The 21,393-nt window shown below is 56.3% G+C and carries 29 protein-coding genes; 4 read left to right on the forward strand and 25 right to left on the reverse strand.

Annotated elements, in window-relative coordinates; translation table 11 throughout:
* Positions 1-118: 118 nt before the first annotated feature.
* The 4 genes from IDH41_RS21305 to IDH41_RS21320 form a co-directional block, all read right to left on the reverse strand.
* A complete protein-coding gene (locus tag IDH41_RS21305; protein WP_397328363.1) occupies positions 119-1,129 on the reverse strand; it encodes an iron-hydroxamate ABC transporter substrate-binding protein in 1,011 nt (336 codons plus the stop codon).
* A 141-nt stretch (positions 1,130-1,270) separates the two neighbouring features.
* Entirely contained in the window at positions 1,271-1,666 is a 396-nt protein-coding gene (locus IDH41_RS21310; protein WP_190864630.1) for a GNAT family N-acetyltransferase, read from the reverse strand.
* 3 nt (positions 1,667-1,669) lie between these two features.
* Positions 1,670-2,332, reverse strand: a complete 663-nt coding sequence (locus tag IDH41_RS21315; protein ID WP_317890793.1) for an HAD family hydrolase — start codon at positions 2,330-2,332, stop codon at positions 1,670-1,672.
* Positions 2,313-2,786 carry a GNAT family N-acetyltransferase gene (locus IDH41_RS21320; protein WP_223829928.1) on the reverse strand — a complete coding sequence of 158 codons (474 nt, stop codon included), beginning with the start codon at positions 2,784-2,786 and terminating at the stop codon, positions 2,313-2,315. The genes IDH41_RS21315 and IDH41_RS21320 overlap by 20 nt, the downstream gene beginning before the upstream one ends.
* Before the next feature lie 183 nt (positions 2,787-2,969).
* Here IDH41_RS21320 and IDH41_RS21325 point away from each other — a divergent pair, with 183 nt between their 5' ends.
* Positions 2,970-4,319: a sensor histidine kinase gene (locus tag IDH41_RS21325; protein WP_190864637.1), complete on the forward strand. Its 1,350-nt coding sequence runs from the start codon at positions 2,970-2,972 to the stop codon at positions 4,317-4,319.
* 38 nt (positions 4,320-4,357) lie between these two features.
* Here IDH41_RS21325 and IDH41_RS21330 read toward each other — a convergent pair whose 3' ends face one another.
* The 3 genes from IDH41_RS21330 to IDH41_RS21340 are packed head-to-tail and all read right to left on the reverse strand — an operon-like array spanning position 4,358 to position 5,820.
* A complete protein-coding gene (locus tag IDH41_RS21330; RefSeq protein ID WP_190864639.1) occupies positions 4,358-4,726 on the reverse strand; it encodes an MmcQ/YjbR family DNA-binding protein in 369 nt (122 codons plus the stop codon).
* Positions 4,727-4,756: 30 nt separating this feature from the next.
* Positions 4,757-5,170, reverse strand: a complete 414-nt coding sequence (locus IDH41_RS21335) for a hypothetical protein (RefSeq protein WP_190864641.1) — start codon at positions 5,168-5,170, stop codon at positions 4,757-4,759.
* Between the two features lie 56 nt (positions 5,171-5,226).
* Positions 5,227-5,820, reverse strand: a complete 594-nt coding sequence (locus IDH41_RS21340) for a GH25 family lysozyme (RefSeq protein WP_317890790.1) — start codon at positions 5,818-5,820, stop codon at positions 5,227-5,229.
* A gap of 272 nt (positions 5,821-6,092) precedes the next feature.
* On the opposite strand from IDH41_RS21340, the gene IDH41_RS21345 reads away from it, so the two are divergent.
* A complete protein-coding gene (locus IDH41_RS21345; RefSeq protein WP_190864645.1) occupies positions 6,093-6,329 on the forward strand; it encodes a hypothetical protein in 237 nt (78 codons plus the stop codon).
* Between the two features lie 71 nt (positions 6,330-6,400).
* Complete coding sequence (locus tag IDH41_RS21350) at positions 6,401-7,015, forward strand: SRPBCC family protein (RefSeq protein ID WP_223829929.1); 615 nt, start codon at positions 6,401-6,403, stop codon at positions 7,013-7,015.
* Positions 7,016-7,039: 24 nt separating this feature from the next.
* Here IDH41_RS21350 and IDH41_RS21355 read toward each other — a convergent pair whose 3' ends face one another.
* The 4 genes from IDH41_RS21355 to IDH41_RS21370 form a co-directional block, all read right to left on the reverse strand.
* A complete protein-coding gene (locus IDH41_RS21355) occupies positions 7,040-7,492 on the reverse strand; it encodes a YdeI/OmpD-associated family protein (RefSeq protein WP_190864647.1) in 453 nt (150 codons plus the stop codon).
* Positions 7,493-7,513: 21 nt separating this feature from the next.
* Positions 7,514-8,269: a phosphoribosylformimino-5-aminoimidazole carboxamide ribotide isomerase gene (hisA, locus tag IDH41_RS21360; protein ID WP_190864649.1), complete on the reverse strand. Its 756-nt coding sequence runs from the start codon at positions 8,267-8,269 to the stop codon at positions 7,514-7,516.
* A 263-nt stretch (positions 8,270-8,532) separates the two neighbouring features.
* Positions 8,533-9,081 carry an NUDIX hydrolase gene (locus tag IDH41_RS21365; RefSeq protein WP_190864651.1) on the reverse strand — a complete coding sequence of 183 codons (549 nt, stop codon included), beginning with the start codon at positions 9,079-9,081 and terminating at the stop codon, positions 8,533-8,535.
* Positions 9,082-9,213: 132 nt separating this feature from the next.
* Entirely contained in the window at positions 9,214-10,425 is a 1,212-nt protein-coding gene (locus tag IDH41_RS21370; protein ID WP_190864653.1) for an oxalate decarboxylase family bicupin, read from the reverse strand.
* A gap of 171 nt (positions 10,426-10,596) precedes the next feature.
* On the opposite strand from IDH41_RS21370, the gene nagZ reads away from it, so the two are divergent.
* Positions 10,597-11,877, forward strand: coding sequence for a beta-N-acetylhexosaminidase (nagZ, locus tag IDH41_RS21375; protein WP_190864655.1), 1,281 nt, complete (start codon positions 10,597-10,599; stop codon positions 11,875-11,877).
* Positions 11,878-11,907: 30 nt separating this feature from the next.
* Here the strand turns inward: nagZ and IDH41_RS21380 are convergent, their stop codons facing one another.
* The 14 genes from IDH41_RS21380 to uraD form a co-directional block, all read right to left on the reverse strand.
* On the reverse strand, positions 11,908-12,318 hold the full coding sequence (locus IDH41_RS21380) for a pentapeptide repeat-containing protein (protein WP_190864657.1): 411 nt from the start codon (positions 12,316-12,318) through the stop codon (positions 11,908-11,910).
* A gap of 106 nt (positions 12,319-12,424) precedes the next feature.
* Positions 12,425-13,201 (reverse strand): enoyl-ACP reductase FabI, encoded by a 777-nt coding sequence (gene fabI, locus IDH41_RS21385; RefSeq protein ID WP_190864659.1) that lies wholly within the window; start codon positions 13,199-13,201, stop codon positions 12,425-12,427.
* A 203-nt stretch (positions 13,202-13,404) separates the two neighbouring features.
* Positions 13,405-13,863 carry a DinB family protein gene (locus IDH41_RS21390; RefSeq protein WP_190864661.1) on the reverse strand — a complete coding sequence of 153 codons (459 nt, stop codon included), beginning with the start codon at positions 13,861-13,863 and terminating at the stop codon, positions 13,405-13,407.
* Between the two features lie 78 nt (positions 13,864-13,941).
* Positions 13,942-14,619, reverse strand: coding sequence for an HAD family hydrolase (locus tag IDH41_RS21395; RefSeq protein WP_190864663.1), 678 nt, complete (start codon positions 14,617-14,619; stop codon positions 13,942-13,944).
* A 134-nt stretch (positions 14,620-14,753) separates the two neighbouring features.
* Complete coding sequence (locus IDH41_RS21400; RefSeq protein ID WP_190864665.1) at positions 14,754-15,026, reverse strand: hypothetical protein; 273 nt, start codon at positions 15,024-15,026, stop codon at positions 14,754-14,756.
* A gap of 81 nt (positions 15,027-15,107) precedes the next feature.
* Complete coding sequence (locus IDH41_RS21405) at positions 15,108-15,710, reverse strand: YdcF family protein (protein WP_190864804.1); 603 nt, start codon at positions 15,708-15,710, stop codon at positions 15,108-15,110.
* Between the two features lie 15 nt (positions 15,711-15,725).
* Positions 15,726-16,130, reverse strand: coding sequence for a GNAT family N-acetyltransferase (locus tag IDH41_RS21410; RefSeq protein ID WP_223829931.1), 405 nt, complete (start codon positions 16,128-16,130; stop codon positions 15,726-15,728).
* A 364-nt stretch (positions 16,131-16,494) separates the two neighbouring features.
* On the reverse strand, positions 16,495-16,920 hold the full coding sequence (locus tag IDH41_RS21415) for a GNAT family N-acetyltransferase (RefSeq protein WP_223829932.1): 426 nt from the start codon (positions 16,918-16,920) through the stop codon (positions 16,495-16,497).
* Between the two features lie 61 nt (positions 16,921-16,981).
* Positions 16,982-17,251, reverse strand: a complete 270-nt coding sequence (locus IDH41_RS21420; RefSeq protein ID WP_190864671.1) for a GNAT family N-acetyltransferase — start codon at positions 17,249-17,251, stop codon at positions 16,982-16,984.
* On the reverse strand, positions 17,241-18,182 hold the full coding sequence (locus tag IDH41_RS21425; protein WP_190864673.1) for an ADP-ribosylglycohydrolase family protein: 942 nt from the start codon (positions 18,180-18,182) through the stop codon (positions 17,241-17,243). Before IDH41_RS21425 ends, IDH41_RS21420 begins: the two co-directional genes overlap by 11 nt.
* A gap of 204 nt (positions 18,183-18,386) precedes the next feature.
* Complete coding sequence (add, locus tag IDH41_RS21430; protein ID WP_190864675.1) at positions 18,387-19,460, reverse strand: adenosine deaminase; 1,074 nt, start codon at positions 19,458-19,460, stop codon at positions 18,387-18,389.
* 22 nt (positions 19,461-19,482) lie between these two features.
* Positions 19,483-19,863: a hydroxyisourate hydrolase gene (gene uraH, locus IDH41_RS21435; protein WP_190864677.1), complete on the reverse strand. Its 381-nt coding sequence runs from the start codon at positions 19,861-19,863 to the stop codon at positions 19,483-19,485.
* Positions 19,860-20,819 carry a factor-independent urate hydroxylase gene (gene pucL / locus IDH41_RS21440; protein ID WP_190864679.1) on the reverse strand — a complete coding sequence of 320 codons (960 nt, stop codon included), beginning with the start codon at positions 20,817-20,819 and terminating at the stop codon, positions 19,860-19,862. Before pucL ends, uraH begins: the two co-directional genes overlap by 4 nt.
* A 17-nt stretch (positions 20,820-20,836) precedes the next feature.
* A complete protein-coding gene (uraD, locus tag IDH41_RS21445; RefSeq protein ID WP_190864681.1) occupies positions 20,837-21,337 on the reverse strand; it encodes a 2-oxo-4-hydroxy-4-carboxy-5-ureidoimidazoline decarboxylase in 501 nt (166 codons plus the stop codon).
* Between the last annotated feature and the right edge of the window lie 56 nt (positions 21,338-21,393).

The raw sequence follows: 21,393 nt of genomic DNA on the forward strand, positions 1-21,393 counted from the left end.
GGCATAACCGGAAGAGGCAGCGAGGTAGGCCAGCCTCGTCGTTTCTTCACATACGCAATAAAAGCGATGCCCGCCGAAGCAAAGCTTCGGTAGACATCGCCTTTATTTCGTATCGTGATTACTTCACGATGCTTTCCAATACGTCGTCGATGATTTGCGAGTTCGCGATCGCGCCGGAGTACAGCCAGCTCGCGTCTCTTGTATATTCGTACAGGTTGCCGTTCTTGACGGCCGGAATCGACTGCCAGATCGGATCGTTCAGCGCTTTGGACCCCGAGTCCTTGTCGCTGTTCACCAAGAACAGATGATCGGCGTCGAGTTCCGCCAGTTTTTCCAGCGAAATCGCGTTCCAGTTGCCGGTGCCTGTCGCTGAAATTTCCTTTACGACTTCAGGCACTTCGAAACCAAGGTCGTGATAGAGCACGGCGCCGCTCGACAGCTTTTCGCTTACGACGAAGAAAGAATCCTGTACGAGCCAGATCGCGGCAACGGTCTGTCCGGCCGCAATACCCTGCAGCTTCTCTTTCGCTTCCGTCGCTTTCGCCTCATAGTCGTCGAGCGCCTTCTGCGCCTCCTCGCTCTTGCCGAACACTTCGCCGACCTTCAGCAGCGCTTGCCGCCAGTCGGCGTTCACTTCGTCGCCGAGCACGTATGTAGGCGCGATCTTCGCGTATTGCGCATATTTGTCGCCTTCGACCGCGGCATTGCTGCCAATGATAATGAGATCCGGGTTAAAGCTTGTGACGGCTTCGAACGGAAGATCGTAAGGAATCGTCGGCACATCCTTCAATTCGTTCTGCAAATATTGTTGAATCCCGTTCGCTACGGACCATTGCGCGGCCGGTTTGATGCCGAGCGCGACCAGATGATCCTCCAGATATGACGCGATAACGCGTTCCGGATTCGCGGGAATGGTCACTTCATTGCCAAGCGCGTCGGTCATCATGCGCTCCTTCGGCGTCTCCGCCGCGGCCGGCTCATTCGATGCCGATGCGTTGGCCGCCCCGTTATTTGCCGCGTTATTCGCCGGCGCGTTCTCGTTGCCGCCTCCGCATGCCGCCAGAATGAGCGATAAGGACATTAAACTCGTCAAAACCCATGCATACTTCTTGCCTTTCCGTGAATACAAATCCGGTTCCCCCTCGTAGGACGTATCAATTCGGTTTGAAAGGGAAAGAACGTCCGCTTTCAAAGTCTTTTAAATGATAACAATTATCATTTTCATTGTCAACCGATTAATTTTTGGGCACACAGCCCGTGAAGCGCGTGCTCAGCGTTCTCTCGGAATGAAGAAGCATTTGTCGCTGCGGGCGAACCCGAGGCGCGGATAATAGTCCACCGCGGACGGTGCCGATAGCAGCACGAGCGACACCTCGGGTCCAATCGCTTCCCTGACTCGCATCACCAGCTGTTCGCCGATGCCCTGCCGCTGATAAGCGCGATCTACCGCAAGATCGGATAGATAGCAGCAGTAGGAGAAATCGGTCACCGAGCGGGCGATTCCGACCAATCGCTTGCCATCCCGCGCGGTGATGACGAGATCGGCGTTGTCGATCATTTTCTGCAGTCTCTCCAAATCCTGAAACGGCCGTTTGATGCCCGAGCTTTCGAATAGCCCCGACAGTTCCGCCGCCGCCAGCTGCGGCTCGTTCTGATACGTGAGCATTGATTATTCCTCCCCCAGTAGATCCATCATTTCGCTTATCCGGTCGAACGCATACAGCGGCCTCGCCGTCAACCCATCGGGCCAAGGCTGATTTGCTCTGATCCAAATCGCGCCCATTCCGGCGTTCAACGCCCCTTCGATATCGTTAACAGGATGGTCTCCGACATAGATGCATTGTTCGGGTCGCAGACGCAGCTTGTTCAATGCCGTTTCGAAGATGCGCCTGTCCGGCTTCTTGCAGCCCGCTTCCTCCGAAACGAGAATGAAGTCGAATTCATCACGGATGCCGAGCCTGTCGATCTTCCCGTACTGAATCTCATTCCGACCGTTCGTGATAAGCGCCGTCTTATATTTCGCTCGCGCTCGGCGGATAACGTTTAACGCTTGCTCCATCAGCACCGATTTCGTAATATATGCTGTGCTATAGCTCCCCATAAGCTCGTCATGCTCCGGCTTATCCAGCCACGGCAGACGTTCCAGCAATTCGCGAAATAAAATCCGCCTATCCTTATAGCCGTCTTCGTCAAGCTCGATGATAAGCCGAACGATCTCATCTTGCGAATTCGAATGGCAGAAGTAACGGGCGACGAACCCCTCTGCGAAAGCTTTGAACGTATTCGTCCTGTCAAGCAGCGTATTATCCAGGTCAAATATAATCGCTTTCACGTTGTTCAAGACCTTTCCCCTCCCCTATTTTTTTAACGAATCGGCAGCCCGTCGCTTCGAATCCGGCAGACCGGTAGAACGCATGCGCGCGCTGCCGCTCCGGCCTCATTCCGCTCGTTAAATAAAGAACATGCGAGCCTTGTTCGAGCGCCCATTGTTCCGCATATCGAACAAGCGCCGATCCGATGCCCCTTCCCTCCAGCTCCTTCTTCGTCACCAATAACGAAATTTGCGTGACGCATCCGTCGTCTTCGTAGGAGAACAACCGACGAATGCCAATCATACCGGCAACCCGTTCCTCGTACACCGCGACAAAAGTGAAATAGTCCGGCATTCGTTCGATCACGTCCATTCTGCTTCTAAGACGTTCGATCGGCGAAGGATATCCAAGATCGCGCATCAACCCGGCGACCGCGGCAAGATCGTCCGCTTCAAAAGTCCTGATCCGTATCATCGTCCAGCCAACTCTCCTTCCCATGCATCGAAATGTTGCGAACCTATGAAGAAAGGGTTCTATTTCGTTGAAAAATTCCGTTGCCGCTTCCATTCCGTGTATAATGGGATTCAATTATGGAATGCGCATAGCAAAGGCGGGTGTACAAATGCCAAGATCGATCTATAATCCAGGCATACTGGAATGAGCGTCAGCCGCAAGCTGTTTCTGGCGATGGCCTCCTTTATCGTCGCAATGTGCTTCGTATTCGCCTTTATGACGCAGCTCGTTCTGAGAGACATACTGGAGGTCATGATTGGCGAGATGTCGCAGCAGGACGTAGGCGAATTAACCGAACGGCTGCTGCAATATTACGAAACAAACGGACAATCGTGGGAGGGCGTCGATTCGCTGGAAGTGCCGGACAGCGCATGGAAGCACCATCGCGAAGCCAGCTTCATCCTGCTGTCGGACGGGAAGCAATTGCTGTACCGGGCCGGCGGCGAGAAGGAGGCTTTGGTCAAACGATTCGGAGCCCGAACCTTCATCGAATCTGGCGGAAACACGGTTGGCTGGCTCTATTATTACGATCCCGACATCGGCTACTTATCCCAGCTTCGCTATGCCGTGAAAAATTCGGTTACCGTCGTTCTCGTCATGGCCGCCATCTTGTTTACGATCGTTTCGCTTCTCGTCGCGTTCTGGCTCTCTCGCCGGTTGACGGCGCCAATCCGCCGCTTGATCCCGTTCCTCGACCGTCTCGGCAAGGGAGAGCTCGGCCTACAGGCGCCCGTCGAGGGCAAGGACGAGTACGGCAAAATTACCGTTGCTTTCAATCAAATGTCCAAAGAGCTGCATCGCACCGAGGAGGTTCGCAAAAATTTGGTGGCGGACGTCGCGCACGAGCTCCGGACGCCGCTTACGATTATTCGGGGCAAGCTGGACCTGGCGCAGCAGAGCGGGCAGCCGGTCGAGCCCGAGACGCTGCTCCCGCTGCAGGACGAGCTCATCCGCTTAACCCGGCTCGTCGACGATTTGCACCAATTGTCGCTTGCCGAGGCGAGGAAGCTGCCGCTGACGCTCGCGCCGACCTCCGTCCCCGAGCTGCTTCGGCGCGTCGTAGAGCGGATCGGCCCGGATGCCGAAGACAAACAAATTGCCGTCCGGCTCTCCGCCGAGGACGAAGTTCCTCTGATCGTCGCGGATCCGAACCGGTTGACGCAAGTTTTTCTCAACCTGTTAGTCAACGCCCTGCGCTATACGCCGAGCGGCGGCGCCATCGATATCGACGTCGCGGCCTTAACCGATCCGGGCAGAGCCGGGAAGCTTCTTCAAGTTCGGATCAAGGATACCGGAATCGGCATTCCGGCCGAGCAGCTCCCTTATTTGTTCAACCGGTTTTACCGGACGGACGAGGCGCGCGCCAGAAGCAGCGGCGGCATGGGGCTTGGCCTTGCGATCGCGAAGGAATTCGTCCGCGCGCACAACGGAACGATCGAGGCGGAAAGCGTCGTCCGTCATGGCACGACGTTCACCGTCCGGCTCCCGGTCTGAAGGGCATACGCCTGGCCTAACTGGCATTCATCGGTCAGTTAGGCTTTCTTTTTTTTGGGCGCCGTCCGAAGATAGGCTTCTTCGGCCAATTGCTTTACGTGCTCCCAATCGATGTCGGCGTCCGAGGCGACGGATATCCAGCCGTGCTGGCCGACGTAAGGCGTCCTGTAGTAGGGGGCAGACTGGTCGCTAAGCACGAAAGACTGCGTTTCCTTGCTCGTTCTCAGGCTCGCGCTGTAGACGCCTTCTCTTTCTCCGACGCGTACGAACGTTTTGTCCTTCACCTTGAACGTAATATGTCCGAGTTCGTCGGGCTTTTCTTCCGCGCCGGGGAAGGATAGTCCGATCTCGCGGATCCGGTTCATAAACTCGTTGTCCTTATAGTAGACGTCGTAATGGTTAGCCATCGTTATATTGATTCCTCCCATATGTAAGCCTTATGACCTGGCGACGAACCGGGCAATCGGACCGAACAGCTCCTCGTTTTCCCACAATACCTTAAACCCTTTGAGTGCGGCGTCCGCTATCGCTTCATGGAGCGGCTCCAGAGGCCTTGCAGCATCCACGATGCCGTAGTCTGCCTCAAGCCCGCCGGCGTATTCGATGCGAATCGAGGTGAGCGGTCCCGCCTCCTCCTTCGTTGCCAGCCGCGCAGGTTCGAACGGGAATCGGCGAACGATCGCTTCCGCCGTTTTGTTCGTTCGGTCCGATACGATAAGGAAGCTGAGCGGCGAGTCTTCTTCGCTCTCGTCATCCGCGCAGGAGCCGATTAACGCGACGCCTTCGATATGCGGCTGCTCGCCGGCCCATTTGACGAATTGGTAGAGCAATTGATAGTGATCCTCTCTCATGTGGTCAAGTCTCCTGTCCGGTATGGTCTTTCTCGCATAATCCATTATACCGCAGATCAGCCTATCGGCGCCGTTCGTTTGAATCGCCGCTCGAACGCGTCCTGATCGCCATGGAAGACGTTAATGTCCACGTAAGCGTCGATGCCCTTTACTCTTCCCCTGTTGCAATATTGCCAGAGCGTCCATTCCCTGTCCGCTTTCAAAGTCGGAAATTTGACGATATCGCGGATCCAAATATCGTACGCTTCGAACCCGTCCGACGTATAAGCGTTGTAAGTCGCATAGGTGACGTATAAAATCGGCTTTTTCCCATAGACGTCCTCCAGCTTGTCCATCATCGCCTTCAGCTCGCCCTGAATCGTCCCGACGTCATGGTCGAGCGCGATCTCCAGATCGATGACCGGCGGCAGGCTCGCTTCCTCGACCGGCACGACGCTGATGAAATGATCCGCTTGCCGCGCTCCGCTACTTCTCGATGAGAAAAAATGGTAAGCGCCGACGAGCATCCCGTTTGCTTTCGCTTCGCTCCAATTGCTCTCGAACGTATCGTCGGCGAAGTCGTGGCCTTCCGTCGCTTTCATATAAACGAACTGGTAACGGCCCGACCGCGCCACTTCCCGCCAATCGACGTCCCCCTGATAATGAGACACGTCCAACCCTCTTACCTTGTAATTCATCGCGAAAATGCTGTTGTGCCAAATATACCCTTTGAATTCCAAATAACCGAGGACGACCAAAATCGCAACAAGGATAATGGCTATTTTCGTTTTTTTCGCTCGTATCGTCGTTCCTCCGTTCCAAATATCGCCTTTTTATGGGATCAGGAATATTTTACCACAACCGATTCAAAATTCGGTACCCCAATTGCCTTTGCCACCAGCAACCATCCCCCTTATACTGGATGAAGACGAGGTGAACGAAGTTGTCCAAAGCGGATCAAATGCTGGCTATTCTATGGCTGCTTAAGATGCCGGCAGGTGAAGCCGGCCTGCTGCAACGATTGGAACTGGCCGTCGACGAAGAGAAGCTGTACGGTCAAGTGCCTTGCGTGCTTCTGTCTTACGGAGGCAGCCTGCATGTGGCCGAGCCGCAAGAGCTTAGAGCCTGTCTGGCCGACCTGTCGCTCGCCCTCTACAAGCGATATCGGGACAACAAATAAACACTGCCTGCAACTGTCAGTGTTTGTCCGCTATTCTTACCGTAAATAAACTGCCACAGGAGATGATGGGAATGGCCGGAGCGTTATTCAAGAAAGATTTGGAGCAGCAAACGGGTCGTACGTGGGAAGCATGGGTCAAGCTGCTGGAGGAACAAGGCGGAAGAGACTGCACGTACGATCAGCTTGCGCGCTTCTTATCGGAAGACGCCGAGCTCGACGAGTCGTGGATTCCGATCGTCATCGGCATGTACGAGCAGCTGCTCGGCCGCAAGCCCATCGGATTGACCGCGGATGCCGGCTATCAGATCGGCGTGCGCCGGACCGTACGCGCCTCGAAGGAAACGATCTGGCGGTATTTAACTTCCGGAGAAGGCCTGAAGCTCTGGCTCGGCACGATCGCCCCTTTTCCGATTGCCGTCGGCAGCGCATTCGTCTCGGAGGAAGGCGTCTCCGGCAAGTTTGGCGTCGTCAAGTCTCCGGAGAAGCTGCGGATGAAGTGGCAGCGCAAGGATTGGGAGAACGCGTCGACATTGCAAATCTATCTGCTCTCGTCCGGCGCGGGCAAAACGACCGTTGCCTTCCATCAGGAGAAGCTGGACGATCTCTATATGCGGGAGATCATGAAGCGTCATTGGGAGCTGGCGGCGGAGACGCTGCTCCGAGAATTGACCGCCCAAGAAGCTTGACGAGGCGGGTGAAGCGCGGTGCCGCTATTCCGTCAGCGACCGGATGGCGGCCTCCATACGCTTCGCCATCGTCTCCGGCTTCTTCGCGCCGGAGATCGAATCCGCCAGCTTCTTCCGGCTCGAGTAGGACAGCGCTTCATAACGATCCCAGGCGCCGTGCTTCAGCAGCTCCTGCAGGAACGGTTCCGGAACCGTCACCTCGCGTGGCTCGTTATCCTCCGATAGCAGGACTTGAACGACGTCGCCCGGCTGCTTGCCGAGCTGCTGCCTGAGCTTCCGGGGTATGCCCAGGCAGTGCGCGTCCATGCCCATGTTCGCCAGAGAGCCGCGATATTCGGCCGCTCCGTCGAATACGGCTCTGACTTTTACCTGTCCCCTGGTTCCGAATTGTTCCTCCACATTATAAGGAAACAGAATATACGCCGCGTCCATTCCTTCGTGCTTTTGGATAACGGCTTGGAATCGATACTCCTTCACTTCAGCGCCCCCTAACGGCATTTAAGCTTGCTTGGCCTTGCTGTAAGCAACGACTTCCTTATAAGAGAGGCTGCCGCCGAAAATATCGAGCGCGCTGCCGATCGTCAGATCGAGCCGTCCGCCGGACAGGTTGTCGAACTGCTCCATGTCGGCCAGCGATCGCGCACCGCCCGCGTACGTCGTCGGAATCGACACCCAATCGGCGAGCGCGCGGACCAGGCTCTGCTGGATGCCGCTCTGCTTGCCTTCCACATCGACGGCGTGCACGAGAAATTCAACGCAATACTGCTCGAGGTAGCGGACATTGTCCGGATTCACCTCGAAGTCGCTGAACTGCTTCCATTGGTTCGTGACGACGAACCATTTGCCGTCCTTCTCCTTGCAGCTCAAATCGATGACGAGTCGGTCCTTGCCGACCTCGGCCACGATCTTCGCCAGATGATCCTCGTTCAGACGGCCGTCCTTGAAGATGTACGACGTGACGATAATATGCGACGCGCCGTGCTCCAAGTAAGTCGCGGCATTATCCGCGGTTAGGCCTCCTCCGATTTGCAGTCCGCCCGGATATTGCCGGAGCGCCCGCACGGCCGCCTCCTCGTTGCCGCCTCCAAGCATGATCACATGACCGCCGGTCAGCTCGTCCTTCTTGAACAGCTCCGCGTAATAAGCGGAATCCTGCTCGGATACGAAATTTTCGATGATTTCGGTATTCAGCGTTTCGCCGACGATTTGCTTCACTTTCCCGTCGTGCAGATCGATACATGGTCTGAACTTCAACGCGATTCCTCGATTCTGTATAGTTTCGATAGACCTAGCGGCCCTTCCTTATATGAAAATAACCGAAAGCCGCTTCTCGCGCAACCGATAAGCCCAATTCCTTCAAAAACCGGCTCGCTTGCCGTTAGTACGAACGATCTTTCAAATCTGTCCTTGCGAAGCTGACTCGCCGCGAAGACGGATCCGAGGCCGATAACGCCGATCAACGCGGCTATGGTCGCTCTTTTGAATCCGGATAAGGCCATATCCGTCACCATCCTCACTCATTTAGGCGTCCCCTGCAACGCGGCATACGCCGCGAAATACGCATCTCTGGCCGCGTCATCGAACTCCAGCTCCGGCCGGACGATGCGTGGCGCATAGCTGACTAACCGATCTCCCTCATAGACGCAATGATGGTCGTAGCAGGACGGATCCCTCAGCATCGCGAGAAGCACCTTGGGCACGTTGGAAGCGACGCCGACGTTTTGCTCGTCCAAGATCCAGCCGATTTTTTTCCAATCCAGGATGCCTTCATCGGTTTTGACGGGTGTCGGATACGGCATATCGGCCGACACTTCCGCCACATAAGCGTACATCCCGCCGAACGGCCATTCGCTGCTCGACCACGTCACCATTCCTTTAAAATGAAGCTCGTACGCTTCGATGCCCGTTTCTTCGCTTAGTTCCCGAATCATCGAAGCCCTCGGCTGCTCGCCTGGCTCCAGCTTGCCGCCGATGCCGTTCCAGCAGCCCATCCAGCTCGGCCTTTCGCGGTTCAGCATTAACACTTCCTCTCCGCGCCGAATGAAGCATATCGTATATTTAAGCATCTTGCCGCTCTCCCGTCCTTATATCGTTAAGTCTCTTAAGCTTTCCATGAACAAGGAATATTTTACCACGATGCGGCGGGAGGCATAAACATGAAAAAAAAGGCAAAGAAGCCGAGCTTCTTTGCCTCCCGCTTATTCGCCCTTTTCGCCTTTTTCCTGGTTCTCGGCTTGCTGCGGATACTTCACGACGGGCCACTTCACTTTGCGCAGCGCGTCAAGCAGCTCGGAGCCGACTCTCAGATTGCTTTGGACGAGCTGCCGCGGCGTCAGCGCCATCCATTGGTTGAGCGAGACGTCGGCGAACCGGTTGCTCTTGAACATTTCGAGAAACCAGAGCGACTGGTCGCCTGTATTTTGAATATAATGGCCGTTTGCGAACGGCACGTAGCCGACGTCGCCGGCCCGGTAATCGAACGTGCGTGCCGTGCCGTTACCGGTGAATACGGTCATCCTTCCTTTGCCCGCGAGGTAATACTGCCATTCGTCCTGATTGGGATGCCAGTGCAGCTCCCTCATGCCTCCCGGCTCGACTTCGACGAGGGCGGCGGCAATCGTCTTCGATATCGGAAAGTTCGTGGAATCGACGATTCGCACGCTGCCTCCCGGCGTCTTGAGCAGCGGCTGCGCCAATAACCGGTGGGTAAAGCTGAGCGGAACGGTTCCGTAAGGCGACTGCACCGCTTCGCTCGCGATCGGACCGGGCACGGAATCTTGATAAATGTAAACCTGATGGTTCGGAATGTATTCGAACGCGCTTTCCGGGACGCCGAAGTTGGCGGAGAGCACCTCCTTCGGCGTATGCGCGAACCAATCCGAGATCGACAGCGTATTGAGGTCGGAGAAGCTTCCGTCGTCGAAGACGAGCAAAAACTCGCAGCCGCCTTCGAGGCCTTGGATCGAATGCGGAATACCGGCCGGAAAGTACCATAAGTCGCCCTCTCCTACGTCCGCGATAAAATTGCGCCCCGCTTGATCCACCGCCGTAATCCGCGCCTTGCCGAGCAGCATGTAGGCCCACTCCGCCTGCTGATGCCAATGCAGCTCCCTCACGCCTCCGGCGGTCAGACTCATGTTAACGCCGGCCAGCGTCGTCGCGATCGGCAAATCCCTAACCGTAATTTCCCTGGACCAGCCGCCGTGATTCAGCTGCATATGCGTGTCGGAGAACGAGAATTTAAGATTCGGAACGAGCCCGGCATCCGTTTCGGGCGGTACGAGCATATCCGGATTTTCGATGTCTCGCATGACGTCGCGGGGGCCGCGGTCGACGTTTCCCGCACCGTCGCTGCGAATGGGCTGCGGCACCCGGTTCACGATGAACGGGGACCGAGGCGTATTTTCCATGCGAATTCCTCCTCTTCTCACCTTGGATGCAAGCCGATGCCTACCAAACGTTTCATTCTATGATTAGAAATTTGCAATTATTCGGGTCTTCCGGATCGAGAGGTATATAATAGCAATGGAAGTATGAAGCATCCGGTTCATGGGGATATTGCACAAAAAGGAGGATTTTCCATGAAAATAAAAACCGCTTCAGCACTCGCCATCATTGTTTTTTGCTTATTATCGGGCTGCGGCAAGGCCGCGCCGCCCGGCGGCGGGGGAAACATGCCGAGCCCGGGCGCAACGCCCGGGCAGACCGCCGAAGCGTCGCAGGCACCCGAACCTTCTCCGACCCCTACGCCGGAGCCGGCCGACCCGATCAAGGACGTCGTCGGCGGCATGTCCGTCGACGAGAAGATCGGACAGATGGTGCTTGTCGGCCTGGAAGGCACGTCCATTCAGAACGAAACGAAACAAATGATCGAACGATACCGGGTCGGCGGTTTCATCCTGTACAAAAACAACATCGAGAACGCCGAGCAGACCGTTTCTATGCTTAATCAGCTCAAGGCTGCGAACGCTTCCAACAAGACGCCGCTCTGGCTAAGCCTCGATCAGGAAGGCGGCAAGGTCAACCGGCTGCCGGAGGAGCAGTTCAAGAAGCTTCCGTCCGCGGGACTGATCGGCGGGGCGAACGATGAAGCGTATACGAAGCGCGTCGGCGAGGCGATCGGCGAAGCGGTGCGTTCGCTCGGGTTCAACATGGATTTTGCCCCCGTTCTCGACATTAATAGCAATCCCATGAATCCGGTCATCGGGGACCGTTCCTTCGGCGCCGATCCGGATACGGTCATCAGGCACGGCCTCGCGACGATGGAGGCGATTCAGTCCGAGCATGTAGCCGCTGTCGTGAAGCATTTTCCCGGACATGGCGATACGTCGGTCGACTCCCATCTCGATCTGCCGGTCGTCGGCAAAAGCTTAAGCGAGCTGGAAGCGTTCGAGCTGCTCCCGTTCGCCGAGGCGGTGAAGCGGCAGGCCGACGCGATCATGATCGCGCATTTGTTGATTCCGGCTATCGATAAGAACTATCCGGCTTCGATGTCGGGGAAGGTAATTACGGATTTGTTAAGGAATAAGCTCGCCTACGACGGCGTCGTCATAACCGACGATATGACGATGGGCGGCATTACGAAGCATTACGACATCGGAGATTCGGCCGTACGCTCGGTGCTGGCCGGCAGCGATATCATTCTGATCGGTCATGATCATGGCATGCAGGTGGAAGTGCTCGAGGCGCTTAAAAAAAGCGTGGAGGAAGGCAAGCTAACCGAAGAACGATTGGACGAAAGCGTGTACCGCATCCTGAAGCTGAAAACGAAATACGATCTGAAGGATATCGTCACGGCGGATGTCGACGTACAGGCGGTAAACCGGACGATCGAGGGAGCGCTGGCAAGCGGAAAGGGCTGACCCGAATGGGCAGCCCTTTCCGTTTTTCCCTTATCGGTTAAGCTTCTTGTACGCTTCCAGCAGCTCTTCGACCGGAATTCCGTCTATGGTCAGCCCCGTCATCGTGCAGTTCGTTAGTTCAACGCCGCTTAAGTCGCAATCGGCAATCGTGCTCCCGTTCAGCATGCAATTCTCGAACCGCAGCGGCCGCTGCGTCTTGCCCGGCTCGTAATTCGGATGGCCTTCCGGAGGGAGCCCGATATTATGGATGTATGCCCCGCCGAGCTGCGCGCCGTCGATCTCGAGGTCGCTCATGTTCGCGTCGGTAATTTTCGTGCCGGATAAATTAATGTTCTCCATATGCAGCCGTCCGGCATCCACGTTGACGAAGGTCGAGCCGGCTACGCATGCGTTCGTAACCGCAATCCGCTTCATCGCATTCGTTACATCTAATTGTTCCATCAATTAAACGCCCTCCATGAATGGGATATCGTTCCATTCATGATCATACCTCATTATGACGGGGTTTTCTATCGCAATTCTATTGCGTTTCTATGATTGGACCCGATTACATCCCCAAAACGTGGTAGCCCGCGTCGACATGGAGCACTTCGCCGGTAATGCCTCTGGACAACCGGCTGAGCAAGAACATCGTCGCGTCTCCCACCTCGTCCTGATCGATGTTGCGTCTGAGCGGCGCTTTCTCCTCGATCGTCGTCATGATGTCGTTAAAACCCGATACGCCCTTCGCCGCCAGCGTGCGGATCGGACCCGCGGACACCGCATTGACGCGAATGCCGTATTTGCCCAAATCTTCGGCCAGGTACATGACGCTCGCTTCGAGCGCCGCCTTCGCCACGCCCATGACGTTGTAATTTTTGACGACGCGTTCCGCGCCGATATACGTCTGGGTTACGATGCTGCCGCCCTCGGTCATCAGGCGCTTCGCTTCCCGCGCAACCGCGACGAGCGAATACGAGCTGGCGTTCTGCGCAAGGTTGTAGCCTTCTCTCGTCGTATCGACGTATTCGCCCTGCAGCTCGTCCTTCTCGGCGAACGCGACCGAATGGACGACGCCGTGGATGGCGCCCGTCGACCGCTCGATTTGCGTGAAAGCCTCTGCAATGCTGACATCGTCGAGCACATCGCAAGAAACCGTCTGCAGCGCAGCGATCTGGTGCTGCTCCAGCAGCTTTTGCAGCTTCTCGAGCGAACGTTCCTTCCGATATGTAAAAATGAGCTTTGCTCCCTGTTGATGGAGCGATTTCGCGACTCCCCAAGCGATGCTTCGGTCGTTCGCGACGCCCATGACGACGATGACTTTGTTCTCCATTAAGTTAGACATGCTGATCCTCCTGGTAGTAAAATGCGATTTCATTCATACCGATTAGGCCCGGTCTGCGTCGCGACGCGGTCGTACACCAAGCGCCGAACGCTCCGTTAATCCGCGCGATCATGGCTCTCGCCTTGCAGCGGCAAACGGCCCTTTCCTATACTAAACGATATCCTCTCCATCGTTCAACCTCGATTCCGCCGTTATTTCTCGTACTATCGCACGAACAGGATATAGTCCGTAATGAGGGGATCCGCTCCCTCATTCCTAAGCAGCATCGCAATTTGCCCGCGATGATAGCTTCCGTGCAGGAATACGTGGGTCAGAATATCGATGACGGACGTGCGAAATTCCGTCCCCATGCTGGTCCGGTACTCGATCGTCTCCGTTAGCCTCTCGTCTGTCAGCCGCCCGAGCAAATCGTCGTACCCTTGCTTGTTTTCGGCGAGCAGCCGCTCGCATTCCGCGAGGCCGATCTCCGGCCATACCGGATAAGGCGCCCCTTCCGATCCGTTTATTCGGCCGAGCCACACCTTCTCCGCCGCGGCGATGTGGCCGAGCAGCGACAACGGTTTGCCGCCTGTTATGCCGGCTTCCTTTAACGCGCGAACGGCTTCGTTGTCCGCCCAATGAATATGCGCGAATTGTTTGATCTGCTGGTCGATCAGCTTCATCCAAAGCGCCTCCCTATCGATTAGTCGTTATGCTTTTATTAAATCGTATACGATCGGTAACAAAAAGTGAAATTTCGGTTATGATGATTTCCTTATTCGGTCCAGCAGCTCGGACGGGGCATGCAGCTTCTCGAAGCCGCTCGGAATATGCGCGTTGAACCAGCAGGCGTGCAGCGCCCGAATGCCCGCTTCGCGTGCGCCCTCCAATTCGCGGGAGCCTCCGTCGCCTACGAAGACCGCTTCCTCGGGCTCGATCGCCAGCCTGCGGCACCCAAGCCGATAAATCTCTCGATCCGGCTTGGCCAAGCCGACCTCATAGGAGAGCACGATATCGTCGAAATAAGGCGCCAGCTCGCTTTGATGCAGGAAGCGCACCTCTTCTTCGGTGCAATTGCTGATGAGGCCGATCCGGATACGCTGCTCGCGCAAGCTGCCCAGCAGCTCCGTAATCGCCGGATGAATGTCCCGGAAGGGCAGCGTCTTCTCTTGAATGCGAGCTTCATAGAGCCGTTCGACCGTATCCTTCGGATTAGGCAAGCCGCGGCTTGCCAGCATCTCCGCCAGCACCGCGCGGTAGTCCGCAAGCTCGCCGGTCATCCGCCGGGCCGCCCTGCTCCCCCATTCCCTCTTGAACTCTTCGTTCGATAATCCGATTAGCGCCATGTAATCCGTCTTTCTCTCCGTCATCCGCCGGCCGTCCCGAAATTCCGTGACGAGCGTTTCGAACAAATCGAACAATACCGCTTTCGGTTTCAATCGAGGCTCCCCCTTACGATCGATTGTCGCATTTAAAAATAGGCGTTTTTCGCATCCTTACCCAAATCGTACCATACTCGGGAGACAAAAAAACCGCCGATTTTAACGATCGACGGCTTTTTTGAAGCGATAGTTTATTGAAGCGGCTGATTTTGATAAGCTCTTGCATTCGCTTGCGCTTGCTGAAGGTTCTGCTGCGCCTGCTGAACATCCTGCTGTTCCTTGCGGACCTGCTGCTGCGCCTGCAGCACATGCTGCATATTCGCTTGGAGAGCCTGCTCGGCTTCCAACAGCTCTTCGTTTTCTTCCTGCAGGCGCTCATGCGCCCGCTGTACTTCCTGCTGCGCATGGAACAGCTGCTCGTTTTCTTTTGCGTCGGCGGCGATTTGCTGTAAATTCCGATTCATCATTGGCCACTCCTCCTTAAACCTATTTTCCAGTCCCTATAGACCAATAGTTAGATTGCGCATTTCCGCATTTTCTATGCCTTACCGGAACGCCCGGCTGCACTTGTAGCCGACGTAAAAAAACAGCTCCCGGAGCAGGAAAGGAATCCGGCTGTTCCACGACTGATAGGCCGATGTTCGGGTTGGCGACGAATAGGCTTCCAGCCCTGCATGTTCGGCCATCAGCATCGCCCGCTTCATATGCAGCGGGTCGCTTACGACCAGGAAAGAGCTTAACCGATGCTGCGATGCGAGTCTGCTCGCGTACTGAAGATTTTGTTCCGTTATTTTGGATTCCGTCTCGATTACAATATGCTCGGCGCCAACGCCACGCTTGATCGCGTACGCCCTGGCAACTTCCGACTCGGCATAGCGGTCGCCTTCGCCTTTGCCGCCCGTGAAGATGAGCTTATCCGCATACCCCTGTTCATGAAGCCGGATCGCATGATTAATCCTCTCCCTCAGCACCGGAGACGGCTCGTCCCCCCACGCCGCTGCGCCAAGTACGATGACCGCGTCGGCTTTCCGGAGCTGATCGATTTTGCCGAACGACCAGATTTCATAAGCCGAATAACAAACGTACGCCGCGAGCAGCGTGGTTATCCCGAGTAACATTCGGACCAAATTTTTTTTCAAAGCGATCATCCTGTTCATTGCACATTATAAGCTATCCCAACCAATCGCAAGTTCGACCAAGCGATCCCCGCCGATCGTAATCGTCTTCCGGCCGATCGACCGACCGCCTAACGATTTATAGAACGATACCGCCGGATTGTTTTCCAGAACCCACAGCATCATCGAAGTGCAGCCGTTTTCTTTTAGCGATTCGACAACCGAACGGAAAAGCATCCTTCCGATCCCTAATCGTTGATAGTTCTTCAACAAATAAATGGCATACAATTCCCCATCGTGCTTATATTCATGATATCGGCTGCGGCCGCCGTTGGAAAAACCGACAATATTTCCTTCTTCCGTTTCCGCTACGAATACTTTTTCAAAATCGTTCAAGTTATTAAATGTCCATAACCAGTTTTTAACCCTGCTCTCGATGGTCAAATTCGACAAATACGTCTCCGAAATGATGCCTTTATAGGTAGATTGCCAACTTGCTACGTGGATCCCCGCGATTTTCTCGACGTCATCTACGCGAGCTTCTCTTATACGCATGAAGTTCCCCTTTCAATAAGGACCGAAAAATATAGTCTCAATTCTGACCATCTCCACGAGTACGGCTTGCACGCCTCTCACTCATGCGCGCAGCGAAACATAAGTTACGCAGTCGCACGAAAGTCGAACTTCCTTTCCTTCGCGCGTGATCGGGAAGGCAAGCGGCTAAACGCCGTATTCCAGCAGCGTCCAATCAGCGTTCATCGAAACCGTTTCCCTCCGAACAAAAAACGGAGCTCTCCGGCTCCGTTTTTTACGTGTTTTACGAAAGCATGAGTTCCATCGGCTCCGAGCAGCGCGCATAGCCGGATTTTCCGTAAAAACCTACGCTCTCCTCGCTAGGCCATACGATAACGAATTCGAATTTCCGCTCCTTCGCCCATGCCTCGATATGTCCCAGCAGCGCACTGCCGACCCCTTGACCTCGATAAGCAGGCAATGTATAGACGTTCGTCATGTAGAGAAAAGGATTCGTCGTTCGCCCCGGCCGCGGAACTTTATGTACGGCTTCGAGAAAGATGTGCGACACAACGCGGCCTTCCAGCTCCGCCACCCAAATAAACCACTGCTCCGAACCGATGGCCCGCCGCAGAAATTGCATAGCCTCGTTCCGGTATTCCTCCGTCTCCTTCTCGGTCAGGATGAGTTCCTTGTTATGCTCCAGTGTAAAATCAAACCTCATTTGCATGAGGTGTTCGATATCCCTATGCTCTGCAAGCCGGCTTCGCATGTTCGCACCTCGCTCGATGTTACAATGTTTTTCCAAAGCAAATGCTAAAGTCGCAGCCTTCATATTCGCCGAAATTATCGATTAGGCGATAGCCGTTTTTCTTATAAAAGCCGACGGCCTCGCGCTGCGCTTCGCCGGTTTCCAGCTTCACGGTCCGGTAGTTCAAGTCCGCCGCCTTCGCTTCGAGCGCGTCCAAGATCCGCTTGGCGATGCCCGATTTCCATTTCCGATAAAGCTCGTTCCACTGGGCTGTACAAAATCTGCGTTGCTCCGGTTCGTCAACCGGCAACGGCTTCAAACCGCCTGCACAGATCCTCGATATCGCCCAGCCTCGCCAGATCGTTTATCCATTCGGCGGGAATGCTCTCCAAGCCGTAATAGATGCCGGCCAGCCCGCCGGTAACGGCGCCCGTCGTATCCGTATCGTCGCCCAGATTGACGGCGCGGAGCACGGCGTCCTTATAGCTTTCCGTCGTAAGCAAGCTCCAGATGCTCGCTTCGAGCGTATGAATCACGTACCCCGACGACTCGATGTCCTCCATCGGCAGCGCCGCCAGATCGTCCTTCAGCAGCCGGTCGAACCGGGCCATCACCTGACGCTCCTCGTAGCCGTAAGCCGATAGAATCGTCTCCCTCATGCGCGACACGCTCTCCGAAGGAGTCGCGCCTTCGAGCAGATGCAGCGTAAGCTCGACGTACATGACGCACGCGATGATCGAAACCCGATGCCGGTGCGTCAGCGAGGATACCTGCGCGATAATCGCCGCCCGATCCTCGAAACTTTCGTCCTTTAACAAATAAGCCAGCGGCAAAATCCGCATTAACGACCCGTTCCCGTTGCTATACTCATCGGCGCCGCCCGCGAAATCCGGTCGGATGCAATGCTGTTTAAACCGGCCGATCGCCTCGGCGGTAGCGATTCCGACATCGAACACGACCCCGTGGGGCGTCCAGTAGCCTTCTTTGTACCATTTCGTGAAGCGGTCGGCCAGATCCACCAAGTCGATCTGCGGATACAAGGCCGCGCTTTCCATTAAGCAGAACAACAGGGAGCTGTCATCGGACCATGTGCCCGCCGGCTGCGAGTGGGAGCCGTAACCGATCATATCCTCGACCGGATCCTTGGTCAGCGAACTCCGCGACAAAAACTCGACCGGCACGCCCAAAGCGTCCCCGACGCAGAATCCGAATACCCCGTCACGCACCTTGCTCTGTTTCACTCTTGCAGCCTCCTAACTTAAACGTACGAAGCGTACGAAGAGATGATTGCCGTCCTTTTAAGTATAGCAACCTGCGCCGCGTTTGGAAACAATAGACAAGGTCCTCCCAGTCTACCCCGCCTGATCATAAAAAAGAGACTCCGCGTCTTCAGCAGACGCCGAGTCTCCATATACCGCCCGTATATTTAGCCATACCGCACCGACTCACGCCTCCTCAGGCCCGATCCCGAGCGTCGCCAGCTCGTCCTCGAAACCGCGGATCAGCGAGCGCTTCTTCTCTTCCTCGAGAAACGCCGCCCTCGCCCCGTTCATGACGAGCCCGGCCGCCTCGAGCGCCGTCAGTCCGAAATGCTCGGCCAGAAGATCGAACTCCTTCTGAATCGTCGTACCGGACACCGTCATGTTATCGGTGTTCACCGTCACGATGATCCCCTGCTCCATGTAACGCCGGATCGGGTAAGCCTCCCATCCTTTGACGGCCTTCGTCTGGATATTGCTGAGCGGACACATTTCGAGCGGAATTTTCATCTCTTTGACGAGCTTGACGACGGAAGGATCCTCGAGCATGCGTACGCCGTGGCCGATTCGCTGCGCGCCGAGTCCCATAACAGCCTCCCGCACGTTGTCCGCGCCGGCCGCTTCGCCGGCATGAATCGTAATCGGCAGGCCAAGCCGCCGGGCATCCGCGAACAAGCGGCGGAACCGCTCCGGCGGGAACGACGCTTCGTCGCCGGCCAGATCGACGGCCACGACCCCTTTTCCAAGGAACAATGCCGCTTCCTCGACGACCGCCTTATTCAGCTCATCAGAATGGCTGCGCATACAGATTGCGATGGCCCGTGCAACCGTCCCGAACGTCCGCTCGCCATGCCTTAATCCTTCCGTCACGCGGCCGATCGCCTCCCGGATCGATAAGCCCTTCAGCCGATGAAGCTGCGGCGCGAACCGGACCTCGACGTATTTGACCCGCTGCTCCGCCGCCTGCCCGACAAGCTCGTACGCGACGCGCTCGAGCGCTGGGCCGGTCTGCAAATAAGGCAGGACGAAGCCGAATTTGCTCAAATATTGTGTCAAATCTTCGCAATGCTCGTCGACCTGCATGCTAGCGCGAAGCGCTTCGTCCGAAGCGGTCGGGAGAGGCTGTTGCTGCGCCGCGGCGAGCTCCCTGATCGTTTCGGGCTTGACGCTGCCGTCGAGGTGCACATGCAAATCGACCTTGGGCAGCTTCTCTATCAGAAGACGATCTTCCTCCGCCGCTTGTACGATAGGCTCAATCATAGCGGTCCTCCCCCTTTCTCGTCTAGCTTCCGCGATACGTGCTGTAGCCGCCTGGAGCGACCAGAAGCGGCACGTGGTAATGCGACCGGCAGTCCCGAAGGCGGAACCTGATCGGGATCCGGTCGAACAGCAGCTCGGGCAGCAGCCGGGACCCATTGCCGCTCCGAAAATAATCTCCGGCCGCGAACGCAAGTTCATAGACGCCCGGCTTCATCGCATCCCCTTCGAGAAGCGGCCGGTCGACGCGGCCGTCCCGGTTCGTGACGAAAGTGCCGAGCAGCAAGGGATCCCGAGCGGCGTCGATACCGCCCAGCTCTCCAAAAAACCATAGCTCGATCGCAACGCCCGCGGCCGGACCGCCTACCGACAGATCGAGCACATGCGTCGTGATCCGGCCGCTCATGTCCGGCCGTTCCCTTCGGAAAGGTCCTCCCGCGTTAAAGTGAAGCCCTGAAAGCCGTAAGGCGGCCGCGGTTCCGTATACACGCCGGCGGATGCCGGATCGGCCGGTTCGACGACCGTCTCCCATGTCCGGTTATTCGATTCGAACCTCACTTCCGACAGCTGCGGGAAGCTGACAAGAATGCGCTGCCCGATGGCATAGATCAACGATTGAATGGATGGCGAATGGACAGAATGGAATACGGTGTGCGCAAGATCGTGCACCTGCTCGGAAGGAACGTATTTGCCGCGCCCGCCGTCGATCGCGTCCGCCGCGTTCTCATACGTCCAGAATATGTCCAGAAAAATAAATAATGGACGGTCATGGCTCTCGGGCAACGTCGTGTACTCGTCGCGCACGAAGCCGTAGAACGAGCTGCCCCTTACTTTGATGAGCTGGACACGGGATAACGCGCTCTCCTGCTTCAGCAGCTTCGCCCCGCCATCCTCCCGCCGCCAGCGCAAGCTGGCGCCCGCGTGCTCGTTGTGGGAGCGGCGGAATACAAGATCGCTGGCGCTCCAGCCACCCCCGTCCGCAACGGTCACGGCGCTGAACGGAAGCCGGTCGGCTTCGATCGCAAGCTCGTCGATGTGCGGGTACCGCTCGAGGAATCGCTCGGCTAGAAAGGCGAGCAGCCCCTCCGTCGTGCATCCGCCGTAATTCGAGGTTTCCCTGAGAATAAAATTTTTCATCGAATCGGTTGCGACGACTTGCGAATTATCCCCTTCCGTGAACGAGGTCAGCAGCGATTCGCCGCTTACGGAAAACTTGATGTTGTGGGCAAAAATAATGTTCTCGTCACCCGCGTAAGGCGATTCCGGTATCGGCTTGACCGCGAGCGGGGCCGCGTAAGTCCGGTAGCTGAGCACGTCCCCCTTGCCGTAGTACAACGTTCTTCCGCCGCGCAGTTTCAGCATCGCGTCTCCCCCTATTCCTACTCCGTGATCAAATCCTTCAAGCGGAATCCGGTAATCTTCGCGATCTCGGACAGCGCCGTCTCCGCTTCCTCGGAAGCTGTGTGGCGCAGTCTCTCCTCCATCGACGCGAGTATGTCCTCCTTCGTCTTCCCTCTCACCGCCAAAATAAACGGAAAACCGAATCTCTCCACGTAAGTCCGGTTCAATTCGTCGAATCGGCCGTATTCCTCCGGCGTCAGCCGATGAAGCCCTGCGCCCTGCTGCTCCTTCGCCGAATATTCGGCGACCGCAAGCCGGGTGCCGAGATCCGGGTGGGAACGGAACAGGTCGACGATCGTCTCCGTACGCGACTCCCTTACGATATTCATCATCACCGCATGAAGCTCTTCCGCCGAAGCGAACGGCCGCAATGGCCAGGCTGCCTCCGCAATCCAAGGCGAATGCTCGAAAATCGTGCCGAGCAGCACCACGAATCGTTCTTTGTCGAGGCCGTTCATTTGTTCGATCGATATCGCCATTTCCTTTACTCCTCGTGTGCTGCGGCCGGCTCCGCATTCGGTTTCGGACCGGCCGC

The organism is Paenibacillus arenilitoris (assembly GCF_014705655.1).
GTDB lineage: Bacteria > Bacillota > Bacilli > Paenibacillales > Paenibacillaceae > Pristimantibacillus > Pristimantibacillus arenilitoris.

Bases quoted from the DNA above. Each gene is read 5' to 3' on its own strand.
- IDH41_RS21390 (WP_190864661.1), bottom strand. From the start codon at position 13,863: ATGAAGCTGATCGACCAGCAGATCAAACAATTCGCGCATATTCATTGG.
- uraD (WP_190864681.1), bottom strand. From the start codon at position 21,337: ATGGCGATATCGATCGAACAAATGAACGGCCTCGACAAAGAACGATTC.
- IDH41_RS21365 (WP_190864651.1), bottom strand. From the start codon at position 9,081: ATGCTTAAATATACGATATGCTTCATTCGGCGCGGAGAGGAAGTGTTA.
- IDH41_RS21370 (WP_190864653.1), bottom strand. From the start codon at position 10,425: ATGGAAAATACGCCTCGGTCCCCGTTCATCGTGAACCGGGTGCCGCAG.
- IDH41_RS21350 (WP_223829929.1), top strand. From the start codon at position 6,401: ATGGCCGGAGCGTTATTCAAGAAAGATTTGGAGCAGCAAACGGGTCGT.
- IDH41_RS21330 (WP_190864639.1), bottom strand. From the start codon at position 4,726: ATGGCTAACCATTACGACGTCTACTATAAGGACAACGAGTTTATGAAC.
- IDH41_RS21325 (WP_190864637.1), top strand. From the start codon at position 2,970: ATGAGCGTCAGCCGCAAGCTGTTTCTGGCGATGGCCTCCTTTATCGTC.
- IDH41_RS21310 (WP_190864630.1), bottom strand. From the start codon at position 1,666: ATGCTCACGTATCAGAACGAGCCGCAGCTGGCGGCGGCGGAACTGTCG.
- IDH41_RS21380 (WP_190864657.1), bottom strand. From the start codon at position 12,318: ATGGAACAATTAGATGTAACGAATGCGATGAAGCGGATTGCGGTTACG.
- fabI (WP_190864659.1), bottom strand. From the start codon at position 13,201: ATGTCTAACTTAATGGAGAACAAAGTCATCGTCGTCATGGGCGTCGCG.
- uraH (WP_190864677.1), bottom strand. From the start codon at position 19,863: ATGAGCGGCCGGATCACGACGCATGTGCTCGATCTGTCGGTAGGCGGT.
- nagZ (WP_190864655.1), top strand. From the start codon at position 10,597: ATGAAAATAAAAACCGCTTCAGCACTCGCCATCATTGTTTTTTGCTTA.
- IDH41_RS21415 (WP_223829932.1), bottom strand. From the start codon at position 16,920: ATGCAAATGAGGTTTGATTTTACACTGGAGCATAACAAGGAACTCATC.
- add (WP_190864675.1), bottom strand. From the start codon at position 19,460: ATGATTGAGCCTATCGTACAAGCGGCGGAGGAAGATCGTCTTCTGATA.
- IDH41_RS21405 (WP_190864804.1), bottom strand. From the start codon at position 15,710: ATGATCGCTTTGAAAAAAAATTTGGTCCGAATGTTACTCGGGATAACC.
- pucL (WP_190864679.1), bottom strand. From the start codon at position 20,819: ATGCTGAAACTGCGCGGCGGAAGAACGTTGTACTACGGCAAGGGGGAC.
- IDH41_RS21335 (WP_190864641.1), bottom strand. From the start codon at position 5,170: ATGAGAGAGGATCACTATCAATTGCTCTACCAATTCGTCAAATGGGCC.
- IDH41_RS21400 (WP_190864665.1), bottom strand. From the start codon at position 15,026: ATGAATCGGAATTTACAGCAAATCGCCGCCGACGCAAAAGAAAACGAG.
- IDH41_RS21320 (WP_223829928.1), bottom strand. From the start codon at position 2,786: ATGATACGGATCAGGACTTTTGAAGCGGACGATCTTGCCGCGGTCGCC.